Annotated in this window: 14 protein-coding genes; 12 read left to right on the top strand and 2 right to left on the bottom strand. The window is 75.1% G+C overall.

Translation table 11 applies throughout. The annotated features are described in order from the left end of the window. Positions 1 to 346 precede the first annotated feature (346 nt). From SSBG_RS11140 to SSBG_RS11100, 8 genes are all read left to right on the top strand, one after another. A complete protein-coding gene (locus tag SSBG_RS11140; RefSeq protein WP_037869473.1) occupies positions 347 to 1,549 on the top strand; it encodes an iron chelate uptake ABC transporter family permease subunit in 1,203 nt (400 codons plus the stop codon). After that, positions 1,546 to 2,649: a FecCD family ABC transporter permease gene (locus tag SSBG_RS11135; protein ID WP_008746251.1), complete on the top strand. Its 1,104-nt coding sequence runs from the start codon at positions 1,546 to 1,548 to the stop codon at positions 2,647 to 2,649. The genes SSBG_RS11140 and SSBG_RS11135 overlap by 4 nt, the downstream gene beginning before the upstream one ends. 94 nt (positions 2,650 to 2,743) lie before the next feature. Next, positions 2,744 to 3,583, top strand: a complete 840-nt coding sequence (locus tag SSBG_RS11130; RefSeq protein ID WP_008746250.1) for an ABC transporter ATP-binding protein — start codon at positions 2,744 to 2,746, stop codon at positions 3,581 to 3,583. A 91-nt stretch (positions 3,584 to 3,674) separates the two neighbouring features. Continuing rightward, positions 3,675 to 4,715 (top strand): iron-siderophore ABC transporter substrate-binding protein, encoded by a 1,041-nt coding sequence (locus SSBG_RS11125; protein WP_008746249.1) that lies wholly within the window; start codon positions 3,675 to 3,677, stop codon positions 4,713 to 4,715. A gap of 142 nt (positions 4,716 to 4,857) precedes the next feature. Continuing rightward, positions 4,858 to 5,709, top strand: a complete 852-nt coding sequence (locus SSBG_RS11120; RefSeq protein ID WP_008746248.1) for a nucleotidyltransferase domain-containing protein — start codon at positions 4,858 to 4,860, stop codon at positions 5,707 to 5,709. A 314-nt stretch (positions 5,710 to 6,023) separates the two neighbouring features. Next, the gene (locus SSBG_RS11110; protein WP_008746247.1) at positions 6,024 to 9,050 is read left to right on the top strand and encodes a BTAD domain-containing putative transcriptional regulator; all 3,027 of its coding nucleotides are present in this window, start codon (positions 6,024 to 6,026) and stop codon (positions 9,048 to 9,050) included. Positions 9,051 to 9,094: 44 nt separating this feature from the next. Next, a complete protein-coding gene (locus tag SSBG_RS11105) occupies positions 9,095 to 9,838 on the top strand; it encodes a prepilin peptidase (protein WP_037869469.1) in 744 nt (247 codons plus the stop codon). A 70-nt stretch (positions 9,839 to 9,908) separates the two neighbouring features. Further along, complete coding sequence (locus SSBG_RS11100) at positions 9,909 to 10,574, top strand: DUF4232 domain-containing protein (protein WP_008746245.1); 666 nt, start codon at positions 9,909 to 9,911, stop codon at positions 10,572 to 10,574. 352 nt (positions 10,575 to 10,926) lie between these two features. Here the strand turns inward: SSBG_RS11100 and SSBG_RS11095 are convergent, their stop codons facing one another. Next, complete coding sequence (locus tag SSBG_RS11095) at positions 10,927 to 11,535, bottom strand: DUF4276 family protein (protein WP_008746244.1); 609 nt, start codon at positions 11,533 to 11,535, stop codon at positions 10,927 to 10,929. After that, positions 11,532 to 12,746 (bottom strand): AAA family ATPase, encoded by a 1,215-nt coding sequence (locus SSBG_RS11090; RefSeq protein WP_008746243.1) that lies wholly within the window; start codon positions 12,744 to 12,746, stop codon positions 11,532 to 11,534. The genes SSBG_RS11095 and SSBG_RS11090 overlap by 4 nt, the downstream gene beginning before the upstream one ends. Before the next feature lie 145 nt (positions 12,747 to 12,891). Between SSBG_RS11090 and SSBG_RS11085 the strand changes: the two genes are divergently transcribed. From SSBG_RS11085 to SSBG_RS11070, 4 genes are all read left to right on the top strand, one after another. Beyond that, a complete protein-coding gene (locus tag SSBG_RS11085; protein WP_037869468.1) occupies positions 12,892 to 13,389 on the top strand; it encodes a MarR family winged helix-turn-helix transcriptional regulator in 498 nt (165 codons plus the stop codon). Further along, a complete protein-coding gene (locus tag SSBG_RS11080; protein ID WP_008746241.1) occupies positions 13,382 to 14,797 on the top strand; it encodes an MFS transporter in 1,416 nt (471 codons plus the stop codon). Before SSBG_RS11085 ends, SSBG_RS11080 begins: the two co-directional genes overlap by 8 nt. Positions 14,798 to 14,846: 49 nt before the next feature. Beyond that, positions 14,847 to 15,392 carry a cysteine hydrolase family protein gene (locus tag SSBG_RS11075; RefSeq protein ID WP_008746240.1) on the top strand — a complete coding sequence of 182 codons (546 nt, stop codon included), beginning with the start codon at positions 14,847 to 14,849 and terminating at the stop codon, positions 15,390 to 15,392. A 302-nt stretch (positions 15,393 to 15,694) separates the two neighbouring features. Then, positions 15,695 to 17,257, top strand: a complete 1,563-nt coding sequence (locus tag SSBG_RS11070) for a long-chain-fatty-acid--CoA ligase (protein ID WP_234010475.1) — start codon at positions 15,695 to 15,697, stop codon at positions 17,255 to 17,257. Positions 17,258 to 17,360 lie beyond the last annotated feature (103 nt).

Raw genomic sequence — 17,360 nt, 5'->3', positions numbered from 1 at the left:
CCGCGTCCCCGCTCCCGCGCCGCCCCCCGTCCCCGGTATCCCCTCCGCCCCGCCCAGCGTCAGCCCCGCGACCCCCACCACCATCGTGCTCGCGAGGGCGGCGGCGAGAGGGAAGAGGCGGCGGGGGCGGCGGCAGGGGTGTCCCTGGGCTGCGTGCGGCTCGGTCATGGTGCTCAGTCTTGACCGCATCGTCCCGGTACGTCGCTTCTTTCTCGTCCATGCGGGAGCGGAGCCCGCTCGTGTGTGTCCGTATGGGTGGCCCTTGCGCACGTATACCTGGCCGGGTTCGACTGTTAGCCTTGCCTTACTTCGTACAGCAAGGGATCAGCGCAGTGAGGCACGAGCCGTGAGCGGCGGCCCCCGGGGGGATCACCCGGAGCGGCCCACCGAGTCCGCGTACGCACGGCGGCTGCGGGCGAAGGCCGCGAGCATCCAGGCGGCCCGCGCCGCGAGCGGCACGACGACCGCCGCGCTCGCCGAGGACCCCGGCGACTTCCCCCCGGCCGAGACCCCCGCCGAGGCGAAGGCCCGCATCCGCCCCGCGCGCGCCCGTTCCGCTCTCGCGCTCGGCCTGCTCCTCTGCTTCCTCGTCCTGGTCGCGGCCGTCCTCGCGAGCCTCTTCATCGGCTCCGGGCACGACGTCTCCGGGGGCGACGTCTTCCACGCGCTCTTCGACGCCGACCTGAGCGACAAGGGCCAGCTCGTGGTCCACGAGGTCCGCATCCCCCGGACCGCCGCCGGTGTCCTCGCCGGGATCGCGCTCGGGCTCGCGGGCTGCGTCATGCAGGGCGTCGCGCGCAACCCGATCGCCGACCCGGGCCTCCTCGGCATCAACGCGGGCTCCGGCGTCGCCGTCGTCGCCGCGATCAGCCTCCTCGGCCTCGCCTCGCCCTCGCAGTACATCTGGTTCGGCTTCCTCGGCGCGCTCCTCGCCGCGCTCCTCGTCTACGGGATCGGCTCGCGCGGCCGCGAAGGCGCGACGCCCGTGAAACTCGCCCTCGCCGGCACCGCGACCCAGGCCGTCCTCGTCGCCCTGACCAGCGCGATCCTCCTCAAGGACCGCGACAGCTACGACCAGTACCGCTTCTGGCAGGTCGGCTCGCTCACCGGGCGCGAGGGCTCGGACCTGTGGCAGGCGCTGCCGTTCATCGCGGTGGGCGCCGTCCTCGCGCTCGCGCTCGGCCCCGCGCTCAACGCGCTCTCCCTCGGCGACGACCTCGCGCGCGGCCTCGGCCAGAAGGTCGGCCGCACCCGCGCCGGGTCCGCGCTCGTCGTCGTCATCCTGTGCGGCGCCGCGACCGCGATCGTCGGGCCCATCGCCTTCGTCGGCCTCGCCGTGCCGCACGCCGCCCGCCTCGTCACGGGCCCCGACTACCGCTGGATTCTCCCGTACTCCGCCCTGCTCGCCCCCGTGCTCCTGCTCCTCGCGGACATCGTGGGACGGCTCGTCGCGCGGCCGGGCGAGGTGCAGGTCGGCGTCATCACGGCGGCGATCGGCTGCGTCCCGTTCATCATCCTGGTCCGGCGCAGGAAGCTGGTGGAGCTGTGAGGACGCCCGCCCCAGGGACGGTACGGGGCACCGCCCCGGCAGGGCCCGGCCACGACCCCGCCCGCCTCGCCGAGGCCCGCCGGGCGGTGGCCGGGGTGCGGCGGCGGGGCCGCGTGCGCGCGCTGTGGACCGGCGGCGTGCTCGCCGTCCTCGTCTTCGCGCTGCTGTGCCTCTCGCTGTGCGTCGGGGACTACGTCATCCCGCTCGGCGACGTGCTCGGCGCGCTCTTCGGCGGCGGCGACGCGGGCGCGCACTTCGTCGTCATCGAGCTGCGCCTGCCGCGCGCGCTCCTCGCCGTCCTCGTCGGGGCCGCCTTCGGCATGGCGGGCGGCGTCTTCCAGACCGTCCTGCGCAACCCCCTGGCGAGCCCCGACGTCATCGGCATCAGCTCCGGCGCCTCCGCCGCCGCCGTGCTCGGCTCCCTCGTCCTCTCCTTCAGCGGCCTCGCGCTCTCCGGCGCGGCGCTCTTCGGCGCGCTCGCGGCGGGCACGCTCATCTACACGCTGTCGTGGCGCGGCGGCGTCGTCGGCGCGCGCTTCGTGCTCATCGGCATCGGGGTGGGCACGGGACTGCTCAGCGTCCTGTCGTACCTCCTGACCACGGCCGACGTGGACGAGGCGCAGGAGGCGTTCCTGTGGATGACCGGGAGCCTCAACGGGCGCTCCTGGACGCAGTTCTGGCCGCTCCTGTGGCTCCTCGCCGTGCTCGTCCCGCTCACCCTCGCCGCCGCGCGTGCGCTGCCCGCGCTCTCGCTCGGCGACGACACGGCCGCCGGGCTCGGCTCGCGCGTGGGACGGCGGCGGCTCGCGCTCCTCGCCTGCGGGACCGTCCTCGCGGGCGCCGCCACGGCCGCCGCCGGGCCCGTCGCCTTCGTGGCCTTCGTCGCGGCCCCCGTCGCGCGGATGCTGCTCCCCGGGCGCGGCGCGGTGCTGCCGCACGCGGCGCTGACCGGGGCGCTCCTCGTCCTGGTCGCCGACTTCGCGGCGCAGCACGCGATCCCGGGCATCCAGTTCCCCGTCGGGATCGTGACGAGCCTCGTGGGCGCGCCCTACCTGCTGTGGCTGCTGGCGCGGGCGAACCGGGTGGGGAGGGGCGGGTGAGCACGTATCGCCGCCGAGCCCGTACGGGGCCGGGCGCGTCCGTCCCCGTACCCGTCACCGCACGACCGTCCCTGCCTCCGAAGGAGCCGCGCCCGTGAAGAGCGAAGCAGCGCCGACGACGAACGAGGCCGCGCCGGCCCGGCTGGAAACCCGCGACGTGCGCCTCGGCTACGACGGCCGGGAGATCGTGCCCGGCCTCAGCGTGGCCATCCCGACCGGTGGTTTCACGGTCATCGTGGGGCCGAACGCGTGCGGCAAGTCGACGCTCCTGCGGGCCATGGCCCGGCTGCTCCCGCCGCTCTCCGGGGCGGTGCTGCTCGACGGGAGGTCGGTGCAGGAGATGCCGACGCGGGAGGTCGCCTCGGTGCTCGGCATCCTGCCGCAGTCGCCCGTCGCGCCGGAGGGCATCAGCGTCGCCGACCTCGTCGGCCGCGGCCGCTACCCGCACCAGGGCTTCTTCCGGCGCTGGACGGACGAGGACGACACCGCCGTCGCCGAGGCGCTGCTCTCGACGGACGTGCTCGACCTCGCCGACCGGCCGGTGGACGAACTGTCCGGCGGGCAGCGGCAGCGCGTGTGGATCGCGATGGCGCTCGCCCAGCGCACCGAACTCCTGCTCCTGGACGAGCCGACGACGTTCCTCGACCTGAGCCACCAGCTCGACGTGCTCGACCTGCTCACCGACCTCAACCGCGAGCGGGGCGTCACGATGGTCGCCGTCCTGCACGAACTCAACCTCGCCTGCCGGTACGCCGATCACCTCATCGCCATGGCGGACGGGCGGGTCGTCGCGGAGGGCGCCCCGGCGGACGTGGTGACCGAGAAGCTGGTGACGGAGACCTTCGGGATGCGGTGCTCCGTGATCCCGGACCCGGCCTCGGGGACGCCGATGGTGGTCCCGCTCGGACGGCACCACGTGAGCGGGCGCTCCTGACGGTCCCGGGCGCCCCTCGTGTGACGCATCCGACGCCCGCGCACGCCCCCTCCGTACATCAGTCCGATAAGGGCAGGCTAACCTCATGGGTATGAACGCTTCCGTTTTCCCCGTCCCCGCCCGGCGCCGCCGCCGCACCCGTACGGCCGCGCTGCTCTCCGCCGGTGTCGCGACCCTCCTCGTCACCGCCACCGCCTGCGGTTCCGACGACGGCGACAAGGACTCCGGCGACGGCGGGACGAAGGACTCGGCGGCGTCGAGCGGCGCCTTCCCCGCGAAGGTCGCGACGAAGTTCGGGACGGTCACTGTCGACAAGAAGCCGAAGCGCGTCGTGGCGCTGGGCTGGGGCGACGCCGAGGCCGCGCTCGCGCTCGGCGCGCAGCCGGTCGGCGCGAGCGACTGGCTGCCGTTCGGCGGCGAGGGCGTGGGCCCGTGGGCCAAGGGCATGTACGACAAGAAGCCCGAGCTGATCGGCACGCTCGAACCCGAGTACGAGAAGATCGCGGCCCTCAAGCCGGACCTGATCCTCGACACCAAGTCCAGCGGCGACAAGACGCGTTACGAGACGCTGAGCAAGATCGCCCCGACGGTGGACGTGCCCAAGGGCGGCGACGCCTACCTCACGTCGTGGAAGCAGCAGACGCTCATGGTCTCCCAGGCGCTCGGCGTGCCGGAGAAGGGCCAGAAGCTGATCTCCGACACGAACGCCAAGTTCGCCGCCGCCGCCAAGGCGCACCCGGAGTTCAAGGGCAAGACCATCACGGTCGGCGCGCTCTCCTCCGAGGGCTACGGCGCCTACGTCAACGGCGACGGCCGCGTGGGCTTCGCGACGAACCTCGGCTTCAAGAACAACCCGAAGGTCGAGGCGAAGAAGACGGACTCGTTCTCCATCCGCGTCTCGAAGGAGAACCTGGACCTCCTCGACTCCGACCTGACCGTCGTGGCGGGCATCGGCGTCCCCGACTCGAAGATCACCAACGACCCGCTGTTCAAGGCCGTTCCCTCGGTCAAGGCGGGCCACTCGCTGATCCTGGACGAGACCTCCAGCAAGGCGTTCGCGACGGGGTCGGTCCTCTCCATCCAGTACGCGATCGACCACGTGGTGCCGCAGTTCGCGAAGGCGGTGAAGTAGCCGCTCGCCCGGGCCCCGCGCGGGGCCCGCTCCGCGGCGGAGCGCTTCGGGCCCCGCCCTCCCGCACCAGGGGGGCGGGCCCTCCGCTGTCCCCGCGCGGGGGAGCGGGCGTCCCGGAACGGGGGATGTGGGAGGCTCGCGTATGGACTCAGGCACGAACCCGCACGTGGAACCGCCGGCGGACCCGCCCGTAGACGCGGCCGCGGACCCGCTCGCGGATGATCTCGTCGGCCAGGCGCGGCGCCTCGTGCGCGACCGCTTCCCCGAGGCGCTCGGCGCCGTGCTCGGCGGCTCCGCCGCGACCGGGCGGGCGGGGCCGCTGAGCGACCTGGACCTCGCCGTGCTCGTCCCCGGCACGGCCGGGGCGCACCGCGAGACCGTGCGGTACGAGGGCCGGATCGCCGAGCTGTTCGTCCACACCGGGACCGGGCTCGCCGAACTGTTCGCCGCCGACCGCGCCTCGCGCCGCCCCGTGCTCCCCTACCTCTACGCCGAGGGCCTCGTCCTCCTCGACCGCGAGGGCGCGGCCGGTGAGGCGCGTGCCCGCGCCGTCGCGCTCCTGGACGAAGGCCCGCCGCCGCTGCCCGCGCCGAGCGTCGAGACGCGGCGGTACGGGCTGACGGACGCCCTGGACGACCTCGCCGACGCGGACGGCCGGGCGGGGCGGGACGGGAGGGGCGGCCGGGAGGACCGTCACGAACGGCTCGCGCTCGGCGGGTACGTGCTCGGGGCCGCCGCCGAGCTGCTGTGCGACCACCGGCGGGCCTGGACCGGGGGCGGCAAGTGGCTGCCCCGGAGACTGCGGGCGGCCGACCCGGAGCGGGGCACCGCGCTGCTCGACGCCCACCTGCGGCTCTGCGCCGACGACGAGGCCGCACCCCTGGTCGAGGCGGGGGGCGCGGTGCTCGACCTGGTGGGCGGGCCGCTGCGCGAGGGGTACCGGCGGGTGTGGGAGGGCACCATCGAGTCGCTGGCGGAACGGCCGGGGGGCTGAGGCGGAGCGGTCGTCAACGCCCGGTGCCGAGGCGGCGGCGTGACGGGGCGCGGAGGCCGGGCGCCAAGGCCGGGCGCCGGACGTGGCGTCACGGCAGGCGCGGGGGCGGGGCGCCGGACGCGGGGGGCGTCACGGCAGGCGCGGGGGCGGGGCGCCACCCGGGGACGTACCGTCCCACGCCGCGCAACGCGCGCAAAGCGCCCCGCACTTCGGCCCGCGATTCCTGCGGCGTGCGTTTACCGGCCGTTAGGCTCTGCCCGTAAACCCGCTCGGCCTCGTTCAGCGGCTCCCACCGGTCGCCCGGGAAGGCTTTCATGGCACGTAGTTCCGCACGGTCCGCGAGCCCGATACCCCTGCCGCCGCGCCCGCGGCGGACGTTCGGGGACGTGGTGAAGGCGCTGCTCGCCGTCCTCGCGCTGCTCGCGCTCGTCCTCGGGGTGCCGTTCGGGCTCATCCAGGCGGGGCGGCCGGTGCCGGACGGGCCGCCTGGCGAGTGGCTGAGCTCGGCCGTCGACGCCGACACGCTCATACGCATCCTCATGCTCGTCGTGTGGATCGCCTGGGCGCAGTTCACCGCCTGCGTGCTGGTCGAGGTGAAGGCCGCCGTCTCCGGCGTCGGCCTGCCCGCGCGCGTGCCCGGAGCGGGCCCGAGCCAGCTCCTGGCCCGCCAGCTCGTCGCCGCCGTCCTCCTGCTGGGCGCCACGGCCGCGAGCTTCACCCCCGGCCTCGCGGGCTTCGGCCAGCAGGCCCCCGACACGCACCGGCCCACCGTCGCCGCCGCCCAGCAGACCCCCGGCGGCCTCCTCGGCGGGCAGCAGCAGGCCGCGGCGGACGCCGTCGCACGGCAGGCCGAACAGCTCGCCCGGCAGGGCGGGACCGGCCAGGCCCACCAGCGGGGAACGAAGTTCTACCGCATCCAGCCGCCCGAGGGCCGCCACCACGACTCCCTCTGGGAGATCGCCCAGCGCCACCTGGACGACGGCCGCCGCTACAAGGAGATCTACGCCCTCAACAAGGACCGCGTGCAGCCGGACGGTTCCCGGCTCTCCGAGGCGAGCCTCATCCGGCCCGGCTGGATCATGGAGATGCCCGCCGACGCCCACGGCGGCGAACTGGTCGAAACACCCGGCGCGAACCCGGAGCTGACCGGGGGACAGCAGCGCGCACTCGACGCGTACGCGAAGGACGGGCAGGGCGCCGGGGCCCGGGACAGCGCGGGGGACGCCCCCCGGCAGCGTCCCGCCGCGCGCGAAGGGGACACCACCACGGGGCAGTTCACCGTCCCCGCCCACCACGCGCACCCGGCGCCGGGAGAGACCGCGACCCCGCCCGCCACCGCGACCGCCGACTCCGCCTCGCACAGCCCCGGCCTCCCCGAGGCCCTGATGGGCGCCCCGCTGCTCGCCGCCGGGCTCCTCGCCGCGCTCGGGCGCCGCCGCAGGGCCGCGCTCTGGCAGGCGGCGACCGCCGTCGCGGGCCGCCGCCGGGGCAAGGAACTGCCCACGCCGAGCGGCGACGAGGCCGACGCGCAGGACGCCCTCTTCGCGGGCGCCGACCCCGGCGCCGTCCGCTTCCTCGACCAGGCGCTCCGCGCCCTGGCCCGCTCCCTCGCCGCCGAGGACCGCCCGCTGCCCCTCGTCTACGCGGCCTGGCTCGCCCCCGGCGAACTCCACCTCCAGCTCGCCGAACCCGCCGCCGCGCCGCCCGCCCCCTGGGTCCAGGGCGAGGACGAGACGTTCTGGCGCCTCGAAGGCGGCGAACTCCCCGCCCCGGACGGCACGGACGCCCCGGAGAGCACGGACGCCCCGGACCGCACGGACGACACCGACGCGGCGGACGAGGAGGAGCGCCAGGCCGCCCCCTACCCCGGCCTCGTCAGCCTCGGCACGCACGACGGCTCGCGCCTGCTGCTCAACCTGGAGGCCGTGCCCGGCCTCGTCTCGCTCTCGGGCGCGCCCGCCGACCGGCAGGCCGTGCTCTCCTCGGTCGCCGCCGAACTCGCCACCAACGGCTGGTCGGACCGCATGACGGTGACCCTCGTCGGCTTCGGCGCCGACCTCGTCCCGCTCGCCCCCTCGCGCCTGCGGCCGCTCGAAGACGTCGCGGCGCTCCTCGACGTCATGGAGGCCGAGACCGCGAGCCGCCGCGCGGGCCTCGGAGCGGCGGGCGCCGACTCCGTCCTCACCGGCCGTGCGGGCCCCGCCCGGCAGGCCGGCTGGGCCGCCCACCTCGTCCTGCTCGCCGCCGAGCCCGACGCGGAGCAGGCGGCCCGGCTGGCCGCACTCGCGCGCGAGGCCGCGCGGCTGGGCATCGGCTACCTCGTCGGCACGGGAAGCGGCCAACTGCCCGGCGCAGCCTGGGAGCTGGAGATCACTCCGGCCGGCCGGCTGCTCGCCCCCCTCCTCGGCCTCGAACTCGACGCCCAGCTCCTCCCGGCACCCCAGCACAGAGCCGTCGCCCGCCTCTTCGCCGCGGCCGAGACCTTCGGCGGTGGGGGCGGGGACGACGACCCGGCCGGCCCGGCGGCCGCCCACCGCCCCCCGTTCCTCATCGACATCAGCGAGCAGGGCCGCCCCTCCGTGTACGCGCGCCTCGTGGGCCGCTACGAACTCATGGGCCTGGACGCCCCCGACGACGAGCGCGGCCCCCTCCTGCGCGAGGCCCTGGCCCTGCTGCTCCTGCACCGCGAGGGCGTCCACCCGCGCGTCCTCGCCTCGGCGCTGTGGCCGCGCGGCGCCGGGGACGACGTGCGCGAGGCGACCGTCGGGCGGCTGCGCGAGTGGCTCGGCACGGGCGAGGACGGCACCCCGCGCCTGCGCGAGGACGCCACCGGCCGCCTCGTCCTGGACGTCTCCGTCGTCTCCGACCTCGACGTGCTCCGCTCCCTCTACCACGAGGCGACGAACGGGCGCGGCGCCGAGGACCGCGCGGTACGCGGCCGGCTCCTCACCGACGCTCTCGGCCTCGTCCGCGGCCCGCTCCTCGCCGACCGGCCCGCGGGCCGCTACGGCTGGCTCACGCACGAGATCGTGGACGCCCAGCTCCCGCTCCTGGTGGCCGACATCGGGCTGGCCCTCGCCGCCTTCCACCTGGAACGCGACCGCGCCCCGAAGGCGGCCGAGGCGCTGGAACGCGCCCTGGTGAGCGCGGGCACCGACGAACGCCTCTGGAACGCGCTCCTGCGCGCCGTCCACGCGACGGGCGACACGCCCCGACTCCGCGCCCTCGCGGGGGAGTTCGCGGAACGCTCCGGAGCCCGCGGGCTCCCGCCCCGCACCGCGGCGCTGCTGGAGGAGCTGCTGCCGGGGGCGGGCGCGGCGGGCGGGGCGGGACCGGCGTGAGGGGCACGGCGCGGGCGACGCGCGGGCGCGGGGCGGGGCGGGGCATGACCTCCGCCGCCGGACTCGCCTCCTCAACCGCGTTCCAGGCGGCCTGCGCCGCCCTGTGGGGCGCGCTCGCGGGCGCGTTCCTGCCGCGCGCGGCCCACCGGTTCGCCGTCCCGGCGGGCGAGCCGTGGAGCACGCGGTGCGCGCAGGGTGATCCGGTACGGGGCTGGATGGGCGTCCGCGCCTGCGCGGCCGGGCACGGGCCCTCCCCGTACCCGTACGCGCTCGGCACCGCGCTCGTGTGCGCGCTGCTCGCGGCGGCGACGGGCCCGCGCCCCGAACTCCCCGTCTGGCTCCTGCTCGCGCCGGCCGGTGTCCTCCTTCTCCGCACCGACCTGCGCGTCCAGCGCCTTCCCGATCCCCTCACCCTCACCGCGGCCCCCCTCGCCGCCGCCCTGCTCGGTCTCGCCGCCCTGCACCCGGAGCACGCGGGCAGCTGGCCGCGCGCCCTGCTCGGCGCGGTGGTCCTCGCCGGGGCCTTCGCGGTCCTCTTCCTCGTCAGCCCCTCGGGCCTCGGCTTCGGCGACGTGAAACTCGCCCTGGTCCTCGGCCTCGCCCTCGCCTGGTACGGCTGGGGCGTCCTCTTCCTGGGCGTCTTCGCGGGCTTCGTCCTCGCCGCCCTGTACGGCCTCACCCTCATCGCGCTGCGCCGGGCCACCCGCCGTACCGCGATCCCCTTCGGCCCCGCGCTCCTCGCGGGGGCGTACCTCGGGGTGCTGGCGGGGGCGTTCGGGGCGGCGTGAACTTTTTCGTCCCGGTCGTCATCACAGTGAGGGTCAGCATGTTCCCCGCACGAGAGGCAAAGAGGCGATCATGACGAACGCACGGACACGAACCGGACTGCTCGCCGCCGCCGCCCTCGCCGGCGTCCTCGGCCTGACCGGCTGCGGGGGCGACGACGACACCGCCGCTCCCGCCGCCGAGTCCCCGGCCTCCACCACCCCGGACTCCCAGCCGCCCGCCTCCGACCCCCAGCCGTCCGCCTCCGAGAGCGGCGGCGAGGACAAGGACGCGGCCCCGGCCACCGAGGCGGACTCCGGCTCCGCGGACGCGGGCCTCCCGAGGTCCGACTGCACCGCCCCCGGCCTGAAGGTCGCCCTCGTCGCCAAGGGCTCCGATATGAACAGCGCGTACTACGACCTCCAGGTCACCAACACCGGCGGGCGCTGTGCCGTACGCGGTTACGCGGGCCTGTCGCTCCTCGACGGCGGCGGCAAGCAGATAGGCAAGCCCGCCACCCGCTCCGAGGACGGCCACGGGGTCGGCAACGTCGTCCTCGACAAGGGGGACAGCGCCCACGCCGTGGTCAAGACCCCGGGGGAGGGCGTCACCGGCGGCGACTGCGCGGCGAAGCCCGCGAAGATCAAGGTCTACGCCCCGGGCAACACCGAGGCGGTCACCTCCACCGGCACGGCCGGTATCCGCGTCTGCGGCGGCACCCTCACGGTCGGCCCCCTCAGCACCGCCTTCCCTGGCTGACGGCACCCGCGGGCGACGGCACCGGCCGCGGACCGCGCCCCCCGCACCGGCCCCCACGCGGCTGCCCGCCCCCAAGCCCGCGGTGCCACCCCGCCCGTCCCCCCCGCACACCTCCACCACCCGCCCACCCCGCCACGCCCGCCCCGCCACGCCCGCGACGGCCCCTGACGGGCGGGGGCGGCCGCAGTTCGTGACCCTTCATGGAACCCGCCGCCGAGAGGGGCGGTCGTGTGGACCTGTGAGGGAGTGGGCGCTCTGCGTCGGACGCGGCACGGTCCCGGCGACGGCGGGAGCCGCGCGAGGCCAGCCGTGATTCTTGTGGCGCGGTTCGCCGCCTCCCTGGTCCGCTTCGTCAAGCGGAGCTGACCTCGGGATGTCCCAGCAGTGTTTCGATGGCATGGACCATCCGGCGGAACGATCTGCTGTTCTCCCTCGCCGCGCGCAAGTCCAGGAGCGCGGAGAACTTGGCCTGGTGAAGCGTCTCCTTGTAGGACTCGCACATCATGGACTCCAGCCGGGCCTTGGCGCCTCGCCTGGCCTCCGGGTCGGCCGGTGCCGTCGCGTCGTCCCGGACCGAGGGGTGGTCGCGCAACGACTCGGCCGCGGCGAGGAACCACGACTCGTACTCCTGGCGAGCGATCACGATCTCCACCGGCACTCCTACGAGCCCGGGCGCCGGGGCCAGCAGACGGGCGAGTTCGACAGGGCACGTGATGTCGCTGTCATCGCCGTCCCGCAGCGCGAGGACGCCGCCCGCCCCCGGGACTCGCGCGGCTTGCACCCGTACGGCTTTCGCCAGTTCATCAGGCTTCCGCATCTTCCCGGCGTCGAGCCGGAAGGGCTGGGCCACTTCGGCCCAGCCCCCGCAGAGTTCGACGGCGATGCGGGTGATGAGGCCGCGCACGGCTTGCATCTCGCCGTGGCCTTCCACGATCGGTGCCACGACAGGCAACGGGGTCACGGACGGGTCTCCCGGGTTTCCGAGTTGACGGCGGGCAGGAGCTGGTCGCTGCGCAGGAGCTCGCCGGGCGTGTAGAGCTGCTCGCGGAGGGCCAGGACCCCGGCCGCGTCGAGCTGTCCGATCCTGGTTTCGCCGCCGATCGACCGCACGGCCCGCAACTCCGCGAGGGTGAAGTCGTTCCGGTCCAGGAGGTCCGGGCTGTGGCTGGTGACGATGACCTGTCTGCGCTCGGCGGCGTCGCGCAGGGCATCCAGCAGTACGCCCGCCGCCGCCGGGTGCAGCGCGCTCTCCGGTTCCTCGATACCGACCGTGCTCAGCGTGCTGCCGGTACGGGCGAAGAGCGAGACGAGTACGCCGAGGGCGCGCAGGGTGCCGTCCGATACCGACTGTGCCTGGAAGCGCCACGGGTTCTTGGCGCCCGGCACGTCCTGGGAGAACTCCAGCGTCTCCCAATTCCCCAGGTCGGAACGGGTCACGCCGCGCATTCCGGGGACGATGAGGGAGAGGTAGTTCTGAATGCGGTCCTTGTCGTCCATGCCGCGCTTGCTGCGCTCCAGCCGGTGCAGCACGCTCGCGATGTTGGAACCGTCGCGATGCAGGAACTCCCCCGAGTCGGGGGTCTGCGGCCGGCGGATCACGTCGGGGTTCAGGCTGAAGACGCTGATCCCGGACAGTCCCTCGTACACGAGCCGGAACGCTTCGATACCGGCGGCGGCGACCAGGTACAGCCGTTGCTCGCTCGCCGGGGGCATGACCGGTTCCGAGGCGTCGCTCAGTGCTCCGTTCGCGACCCGGAAATGGGCCTCGGCGTATTCGGTGCTGTCCACCTGTGCCGTGACGTATCCGGTGTTGTACCGGACGCGGCAGTGCTCGCGGGGAATACGGAAGCCGCCCCCGCGAACCGCGGCGACCTCGAAGCCGTACTCGCCCGTGAACCCGGGCCCGCGGAATTCCAGGTCGATCGCGAAGTGCGTCGGGTGGCCGGTGGACCTGCGGCGGACCTCGGCCACACCGCCGCGGCCCCGCAGCGCCTGGTCGAGTGACGATTGCAGGGACTCCGAGAGCAGGCGCAGGGCGTCAAGGAAATTGCTCTTGCCCGAGCCGTTCGGTCCCACGAGCAGGAGCAGCCTGCCCAACTCGACGTCGGCTTCCGCGATGCTTCTGTAGTGCTTCAGCCGGACTCGCGTGAGCGAGAAGTAGTTGTCCTGCATGAGGCCAGTCTGGCAGCAACCGGGTGGGTCGGTGTCCCCGTGGAGGGAGCAGGGGCGGAGCGGCGCGGTGGTCATTCGGTAGCGCCGGCCCTTCACGTACAGGCAAGGCTGTACAGCTCAGGCTGTACGAGTTACGGTAGGTGGCGTGACCACTGATTCCGTCGGGAGCGGTGCCGCCGGTGCGGCGCCGTCTCCCTCGCCCGTCGCCGTGCGGGCGTCCCGGGAGGTCCGGGCCGTCATCAGCCGCTTGCGGCGGCGCATCCTCGGGGCCTCGGAGGCCGAGGACCTCACGCTCGGGCAGTCCACCGCGCTCGCCCGCCTCGCCCGCGAGACCGAGACGCCCGCGACGGCGGCCGGGGTCACGACCAGCGTGCTCGCCGCCGCCGAAGGCGTCCGGCACCAGTCGATGACCGCGACCGTCGCCGCCCTCGCCGCGCGCGGCCTCCTCGTCCGCACGCCGGACCCCGAGGACGGCCGGCGGCTGCTGGTCACGCTCACGCCCGAGGGCCGCCGGCGGGTGCAGGAGGGGTGGCAGGCCCGTACCGAATGGCTCGCCAACCGGCTCCAGGAGGAGTGCACGCGGGAGGAGCTCGAAGCGGTCATCGCCGCCATGTCCGTACTGGAGCGGCTGACGCATGACTGACCCCGGCACGCGGGCGGCGACGGAGAGCCGCGAGGAGGACCAGCCGCCGCGCTTCGACCGGCGGTTGCTGCCGCCGATGATGCTCGGCTCGGTCCTCAACCCGGTCAACTCCACGATCATCTCGGTCGCGCTCATCCCCATCGGCGACGCCCTCGGCGCGCCCCCTTCGCAGACCGCGTGGCTCGTCTCGGCGCTCTACCTCGCCACCTCGCTCGGGCAGCCCGTCGTCGGGCGGCTCATCGACATCTTCGGGCCCCGCCGGCTCTTCCTCATCAGCACGAGCATCGTCGGCCTCGCCGGAATCCTCGGCACCCTCGCGCCCGGCCTCGGCGTCCTCATCGCGGCCCGCGTACTGCTCGGCTTCGGCACCTGCGGCGGCTATCCGGCCGCGATGGCCCTCGTACGCAGCGAGGCGAAGCGGACCGGGCGCGACAGCCCGGGCGGAGTCCTCACCGCGCTCGCCGTCGCCAACCAGACCATCGCCGTCGTCGGCCCGCTCCTCGGCGGCCTGCTGATCGCGGTCGGCGGCTGGCGCGCGACCTTCGCGCTCAACATCCCGCTCGCCGTCGCGGCCGTCCTGCTCGGCTGGTGGCGGCTGCCCAGGACGGCCGGGACGGGCGAGCGCCCCCAGCGCGGCCGGATCACCGCCCAGCTCGACCTGCCCGGCATGGCGCTCTTCGCGGCCACCCTCACCTCGCTGCTGCTGTTCCTCATGAACCTGCGCGCGGGCGACTGGTACCTGCTCCTCGTCACGCTCCTCGCCGGATGCGCCTTCGCGCTGCGGGAGCTGCGCGCCCCGACCCCCTTCATCGACCTGCGCGTCCTCGGCGGCAACACACCGCTCCTCGCCACCTACGGGCGCGCCCTGGTCGCGTACGTCGTCTCGTACTCCTTCCTCTACGGGTTCAGCCAGTGGACCGAGGAGGGGTACGGGCTCTCGCCGTTCCGCGCCGGGCTCGTGCAGATCCCCATGTTCCTCCTCGCCATCGGCGTCTCGATCTGGTCCGGGCGGCGCAAGGGCGTACGGAGCAAGCTCCTCGTCGGCGCGGCCGGGCAGCTCGCGGCGTGCCTGATCCTGCTCACGCTCTCCGGCTCCAGCCCGCTGTGGGGCCTGCTCCTGGTCGCGCTCGTCTTCGGCGTGCCGCAGGGCCTCAACAACCTCGCCCTCCAGAACTCCGTCTACTTCCAGGCCGATCCGGAGCGCACCGCGTCCTCCGCCGGGCTCCTGCGCACCTTCGCCTACATCGGCTCGATGGTCGCCTCCTCGGCGAGCGCCGCATCCTTCGGCGCGCGCGCCGACACGGGCGGGATGCACGCGCTGGCGTGGGTCATGCTCGCGGCGGGCGGCGTCTTCCTCCTCGTGACGCTCTTCGACCGCTCGCTGAGCCGGGTCGGCACCCCCGGCTGACCACCACCCCCTTCCCGCACGCGCCCCGCCGCGCACGAAAGAAGGCCCCGTGTCCCGCCCCGCCCTCCTCCTCATGGACTTCCAGAACGCCCACACCTCCCTCGTGGACCCCGCCTGCCTCGGCAAGGCCGCCGAGGCGCTGCGCGTCGCGCGCGAGCGGGGGGGCCTCGTCCTCCACGTCGCGCTGCGGCTGCTCCCGGGGCACGTGGACGCGCACCCCGGCAACCGGACCTTCGGCGCGCTCCCGCACGACCGCTTCGTCCCGGGCGACCCGGGCGCCGAGATCCACCCGGACCTCGCGCCCGCGCCCGGCGAGGTCGTTCTGCACAAGAACCGCGTCAGCGCCTTCGCCGGTACCAACCTCGACCAGATCCTCCGGGCCCAACACGTCACCGACCTCGCCCTCGCGGGCATCTCGACCGGCGGCATCGTGCTCTCCACGGCGCTCCAGGCCATCGACCTCGACTACCGCTTCACGGCGCTCTCGGACGCCTGCGCCGATCCCGACCCGGAGCTGCACGAGCTGCTGACGCGGCGCCTGCTCGCCAAGCGCGGCGACGTCGCGACGGTGGGGGAGTGGGCGGCGACACTCTGAAACCCGCGCGGTGCGGGGGCGTGCGGCGCGAGCGTGCCGGGCGGCGGGGTGAGGGGCGGGAGGGCGGCCGTGCGGCGCACGGCAACCCGCGCGGCGCGAGCGCGTCCCCGGCCGCTGCGCCGTGCGCGGCGCCAACGTGAGACGCCTCCCGTTGTGGCGGGGAACGTGGCTTCGCGCGGGGTCCGGGGCGCACGATGACCGGTGGCGCCCGGCACCGTGGCCGGGCGGCCCGAGGGGTTCCGGCGGTCGCGTACCCGCGTACGTGCCGGGCTCGGGCGAACGCGAGGAAGCGGAGCACCACCATGAGCGACGTGGCCCAGCGGCAGATCCCGGAGGCCCAGGCGGCCGACGGCCCCCGGGAGTCCACCGGCAGCCTTGTCCAGCACCTCCTGGACACCGCCCGCCGCACCCCCGCCGCCCCCGCGCTCCTCCTCGGCGCGCACGCCCTCGGCTACCAGGCCCTGGAGCGCTCTACGGCCGTCGTCGCCGCGCGCCTGCGCGCCGAGGGGCTCGCGCCCGGCGACCGCGTCGGGCTCATGCTGCCCAACGTCCCCGAGTTCGCCGTCCTCTACTACGGGGTGCTGCGCGCCGGGGGCGTCGTCGTGCCGCTCAACCCGCTCCTCAAGGAGCGCGAGGTCGCCTTCCACCTCTCCGACAGCGGCGCCCGCGCGCTCTACGCCTGGGACGGCGTGCCCGGCGAGCCCGCCGAGGGCGCGGCGGCGGCGGGCGTCCCGCACCACCCCGTAGCGCTGGGGCAGTTCACGCCGACCGGGGCCGAGGACCTGGAAGGCCCCGGGGAGCTGACCGCGCGCGGCCCCGAGGACGACGCGGTCATCCTCTACACCTCCGGCACCACGGGCCGCCCCAAGGGCGCCCGGCTCACCCACCGCAACCTCGTGAGCAACACCGCGACCACGGCCGCCCTCGCGCGCCTCACCGGCGCGGACACGGTCCTCGGCTGCCTGCCGCTCTTCCACGCCTTCGGCCAGCTCACCGGGCTCAACGCCGCCGCGTACGCGGGCTCCGCGCTCGCCCTCGTCCCGCGTTTCGACCCGGCCGCGGTGCTCGCGACGCTCACGGCGAGGCGCGCCACCGTCTTCGAGGGCGTCCCGACGATGTTCGCCGCGCTCCTGCACCACCCGGACGCCGCGGGCGCCGACGCGTCCTCGCTGCGGCTGTGCATCAGCGGCGGCGCGGCGATGCCCGTCGAGGTGCTGCACGCCTTCGAGAAGGCGTTCGGCTGCGACGTCCTGGAGGGCTACGGCCTCTCCGAGACCTCGCCCGTCGCGGCCTTCAACCACCTCGACCGCCCGCGCAGGCCCGGTTCCATCGGGACGCCGGTCACGGGCGTGGAGCTGAGCGTCCTGGACCCGGAGGGCGCCGAGCTGCCGGACGGCGAGACCGGTGAACTCGCCGTGCGCGGCCCGAACGTCATGAAGGGCTACTGGCAGCGGCCCGAGGCGACGGCCGAGGTCCTTATGCCCGACGGCCGGCTGCGCACGGGCGACCTCGCGCGCCGCGACGAGGACGGCTTCTACTACATCGTGGACCGCAAGAAGGACCTCATCATCCGGGGCGGCTACAACGTCTACCCGCGCGAGCTGGAGGAGGTCCTGTACGAGCACCCGGCCGTCCTGGAGGCCGCCGTGCTCGCCGTCCCCGACGCACGCCTCGGCGAGGAGGTCGGCGCGGCGGTCGTGCTGCGCCCCGGCGCCGGGGAGACCCCGGAGTCGCTGCGCGCGTGGATGAAGGAGCGCGTGGCGGCGTACAAGTACCCGCGCCGCGTCTGGTTCCTCGCGGAACTCCCGAAGGGCCCGACGGGCAAGATCCAGAAACGGGACATCGAGGTGCCGCACCCCGCGTGACGGCGCCGGGGGTGGCGGAGCGCGGTGCCCCGCCCGGCGGCTCGCGGCGCCCGGGCCGTCGCCCGTCGCCCGCGAGGGCCCGCCGCCCGCCTCCCGTCCCGCC

Source organism: Streptomyces sp. SPB074, assembly GCF_000154905.1.
Classification (GTDB): Bacteria; Actinomycetota; Actinomycetes; order Streptomycetales; family Streptomycetaceae; genus Streptomyces.
This window is presented reverse-complemented; position numbering and strand designations above follow the sequence as displayed.

Bases quoted from the DNA above. Each gene is read 5' to 3' on its own strand.
- SSBG_RS11100 (WP_008746245.1), top strand. From the start codon at position 9,909: ATGACGAACGCACGGACACGAACCGGACTGCTCGCCGCCGCCGCCCTC.
- SSBG_RS11125 (WP_008746249.1), top strand. From the start codon at position 3,675: ATGAACGCTTCCGTTTTCCCCGTCCCCGCCCGGCGCCGCCGCCGCACC.
- SSBG_RS11120 (WP_008746248.1), top strand. From the start codon at position 4,858: ATGGACTCAGGCACGAACCCGCACGTGGAACCGCCGGCGGACCCGCCC.
- SSBG_RS11105 (WP_037869469.1), top strand. From the start codon at position 9,095: ATGACCTCCGCCGCCGGACTCGCCTCCTCAACCGCGTTCCAGGCGGCC.
- SSBG_RS11080 (WP_008746241.1), top strand. From the start codon at position 13,382: ATGACTGACCCCGGCACGCGGGCGGCGACGGAGAGCCGCGAGGAGGAC.
- SSBG_RS11110 (WP_008746247.1), top strand. From the start codon at position 6,024: ATGGCACGTAGTTCCGCACGGTCCGCGAGCCCGATACCCCTGCCGCCG.
- SSBG_RS11090 (WP_008746243.1), bottom strand. From the start codon at position 12,746: ATGCAGGACAACTACTTCTCGCTCACGCGAGTCCGGCTGAAGCACTAC.
- SSBG_RS11070 (WP_234010475.1), top strand. From the start codon at position 15,695: ATGAGCGACGTGGCCCAGCGGCAGATCCCGGAGGCCCAGGCGGCCGAC.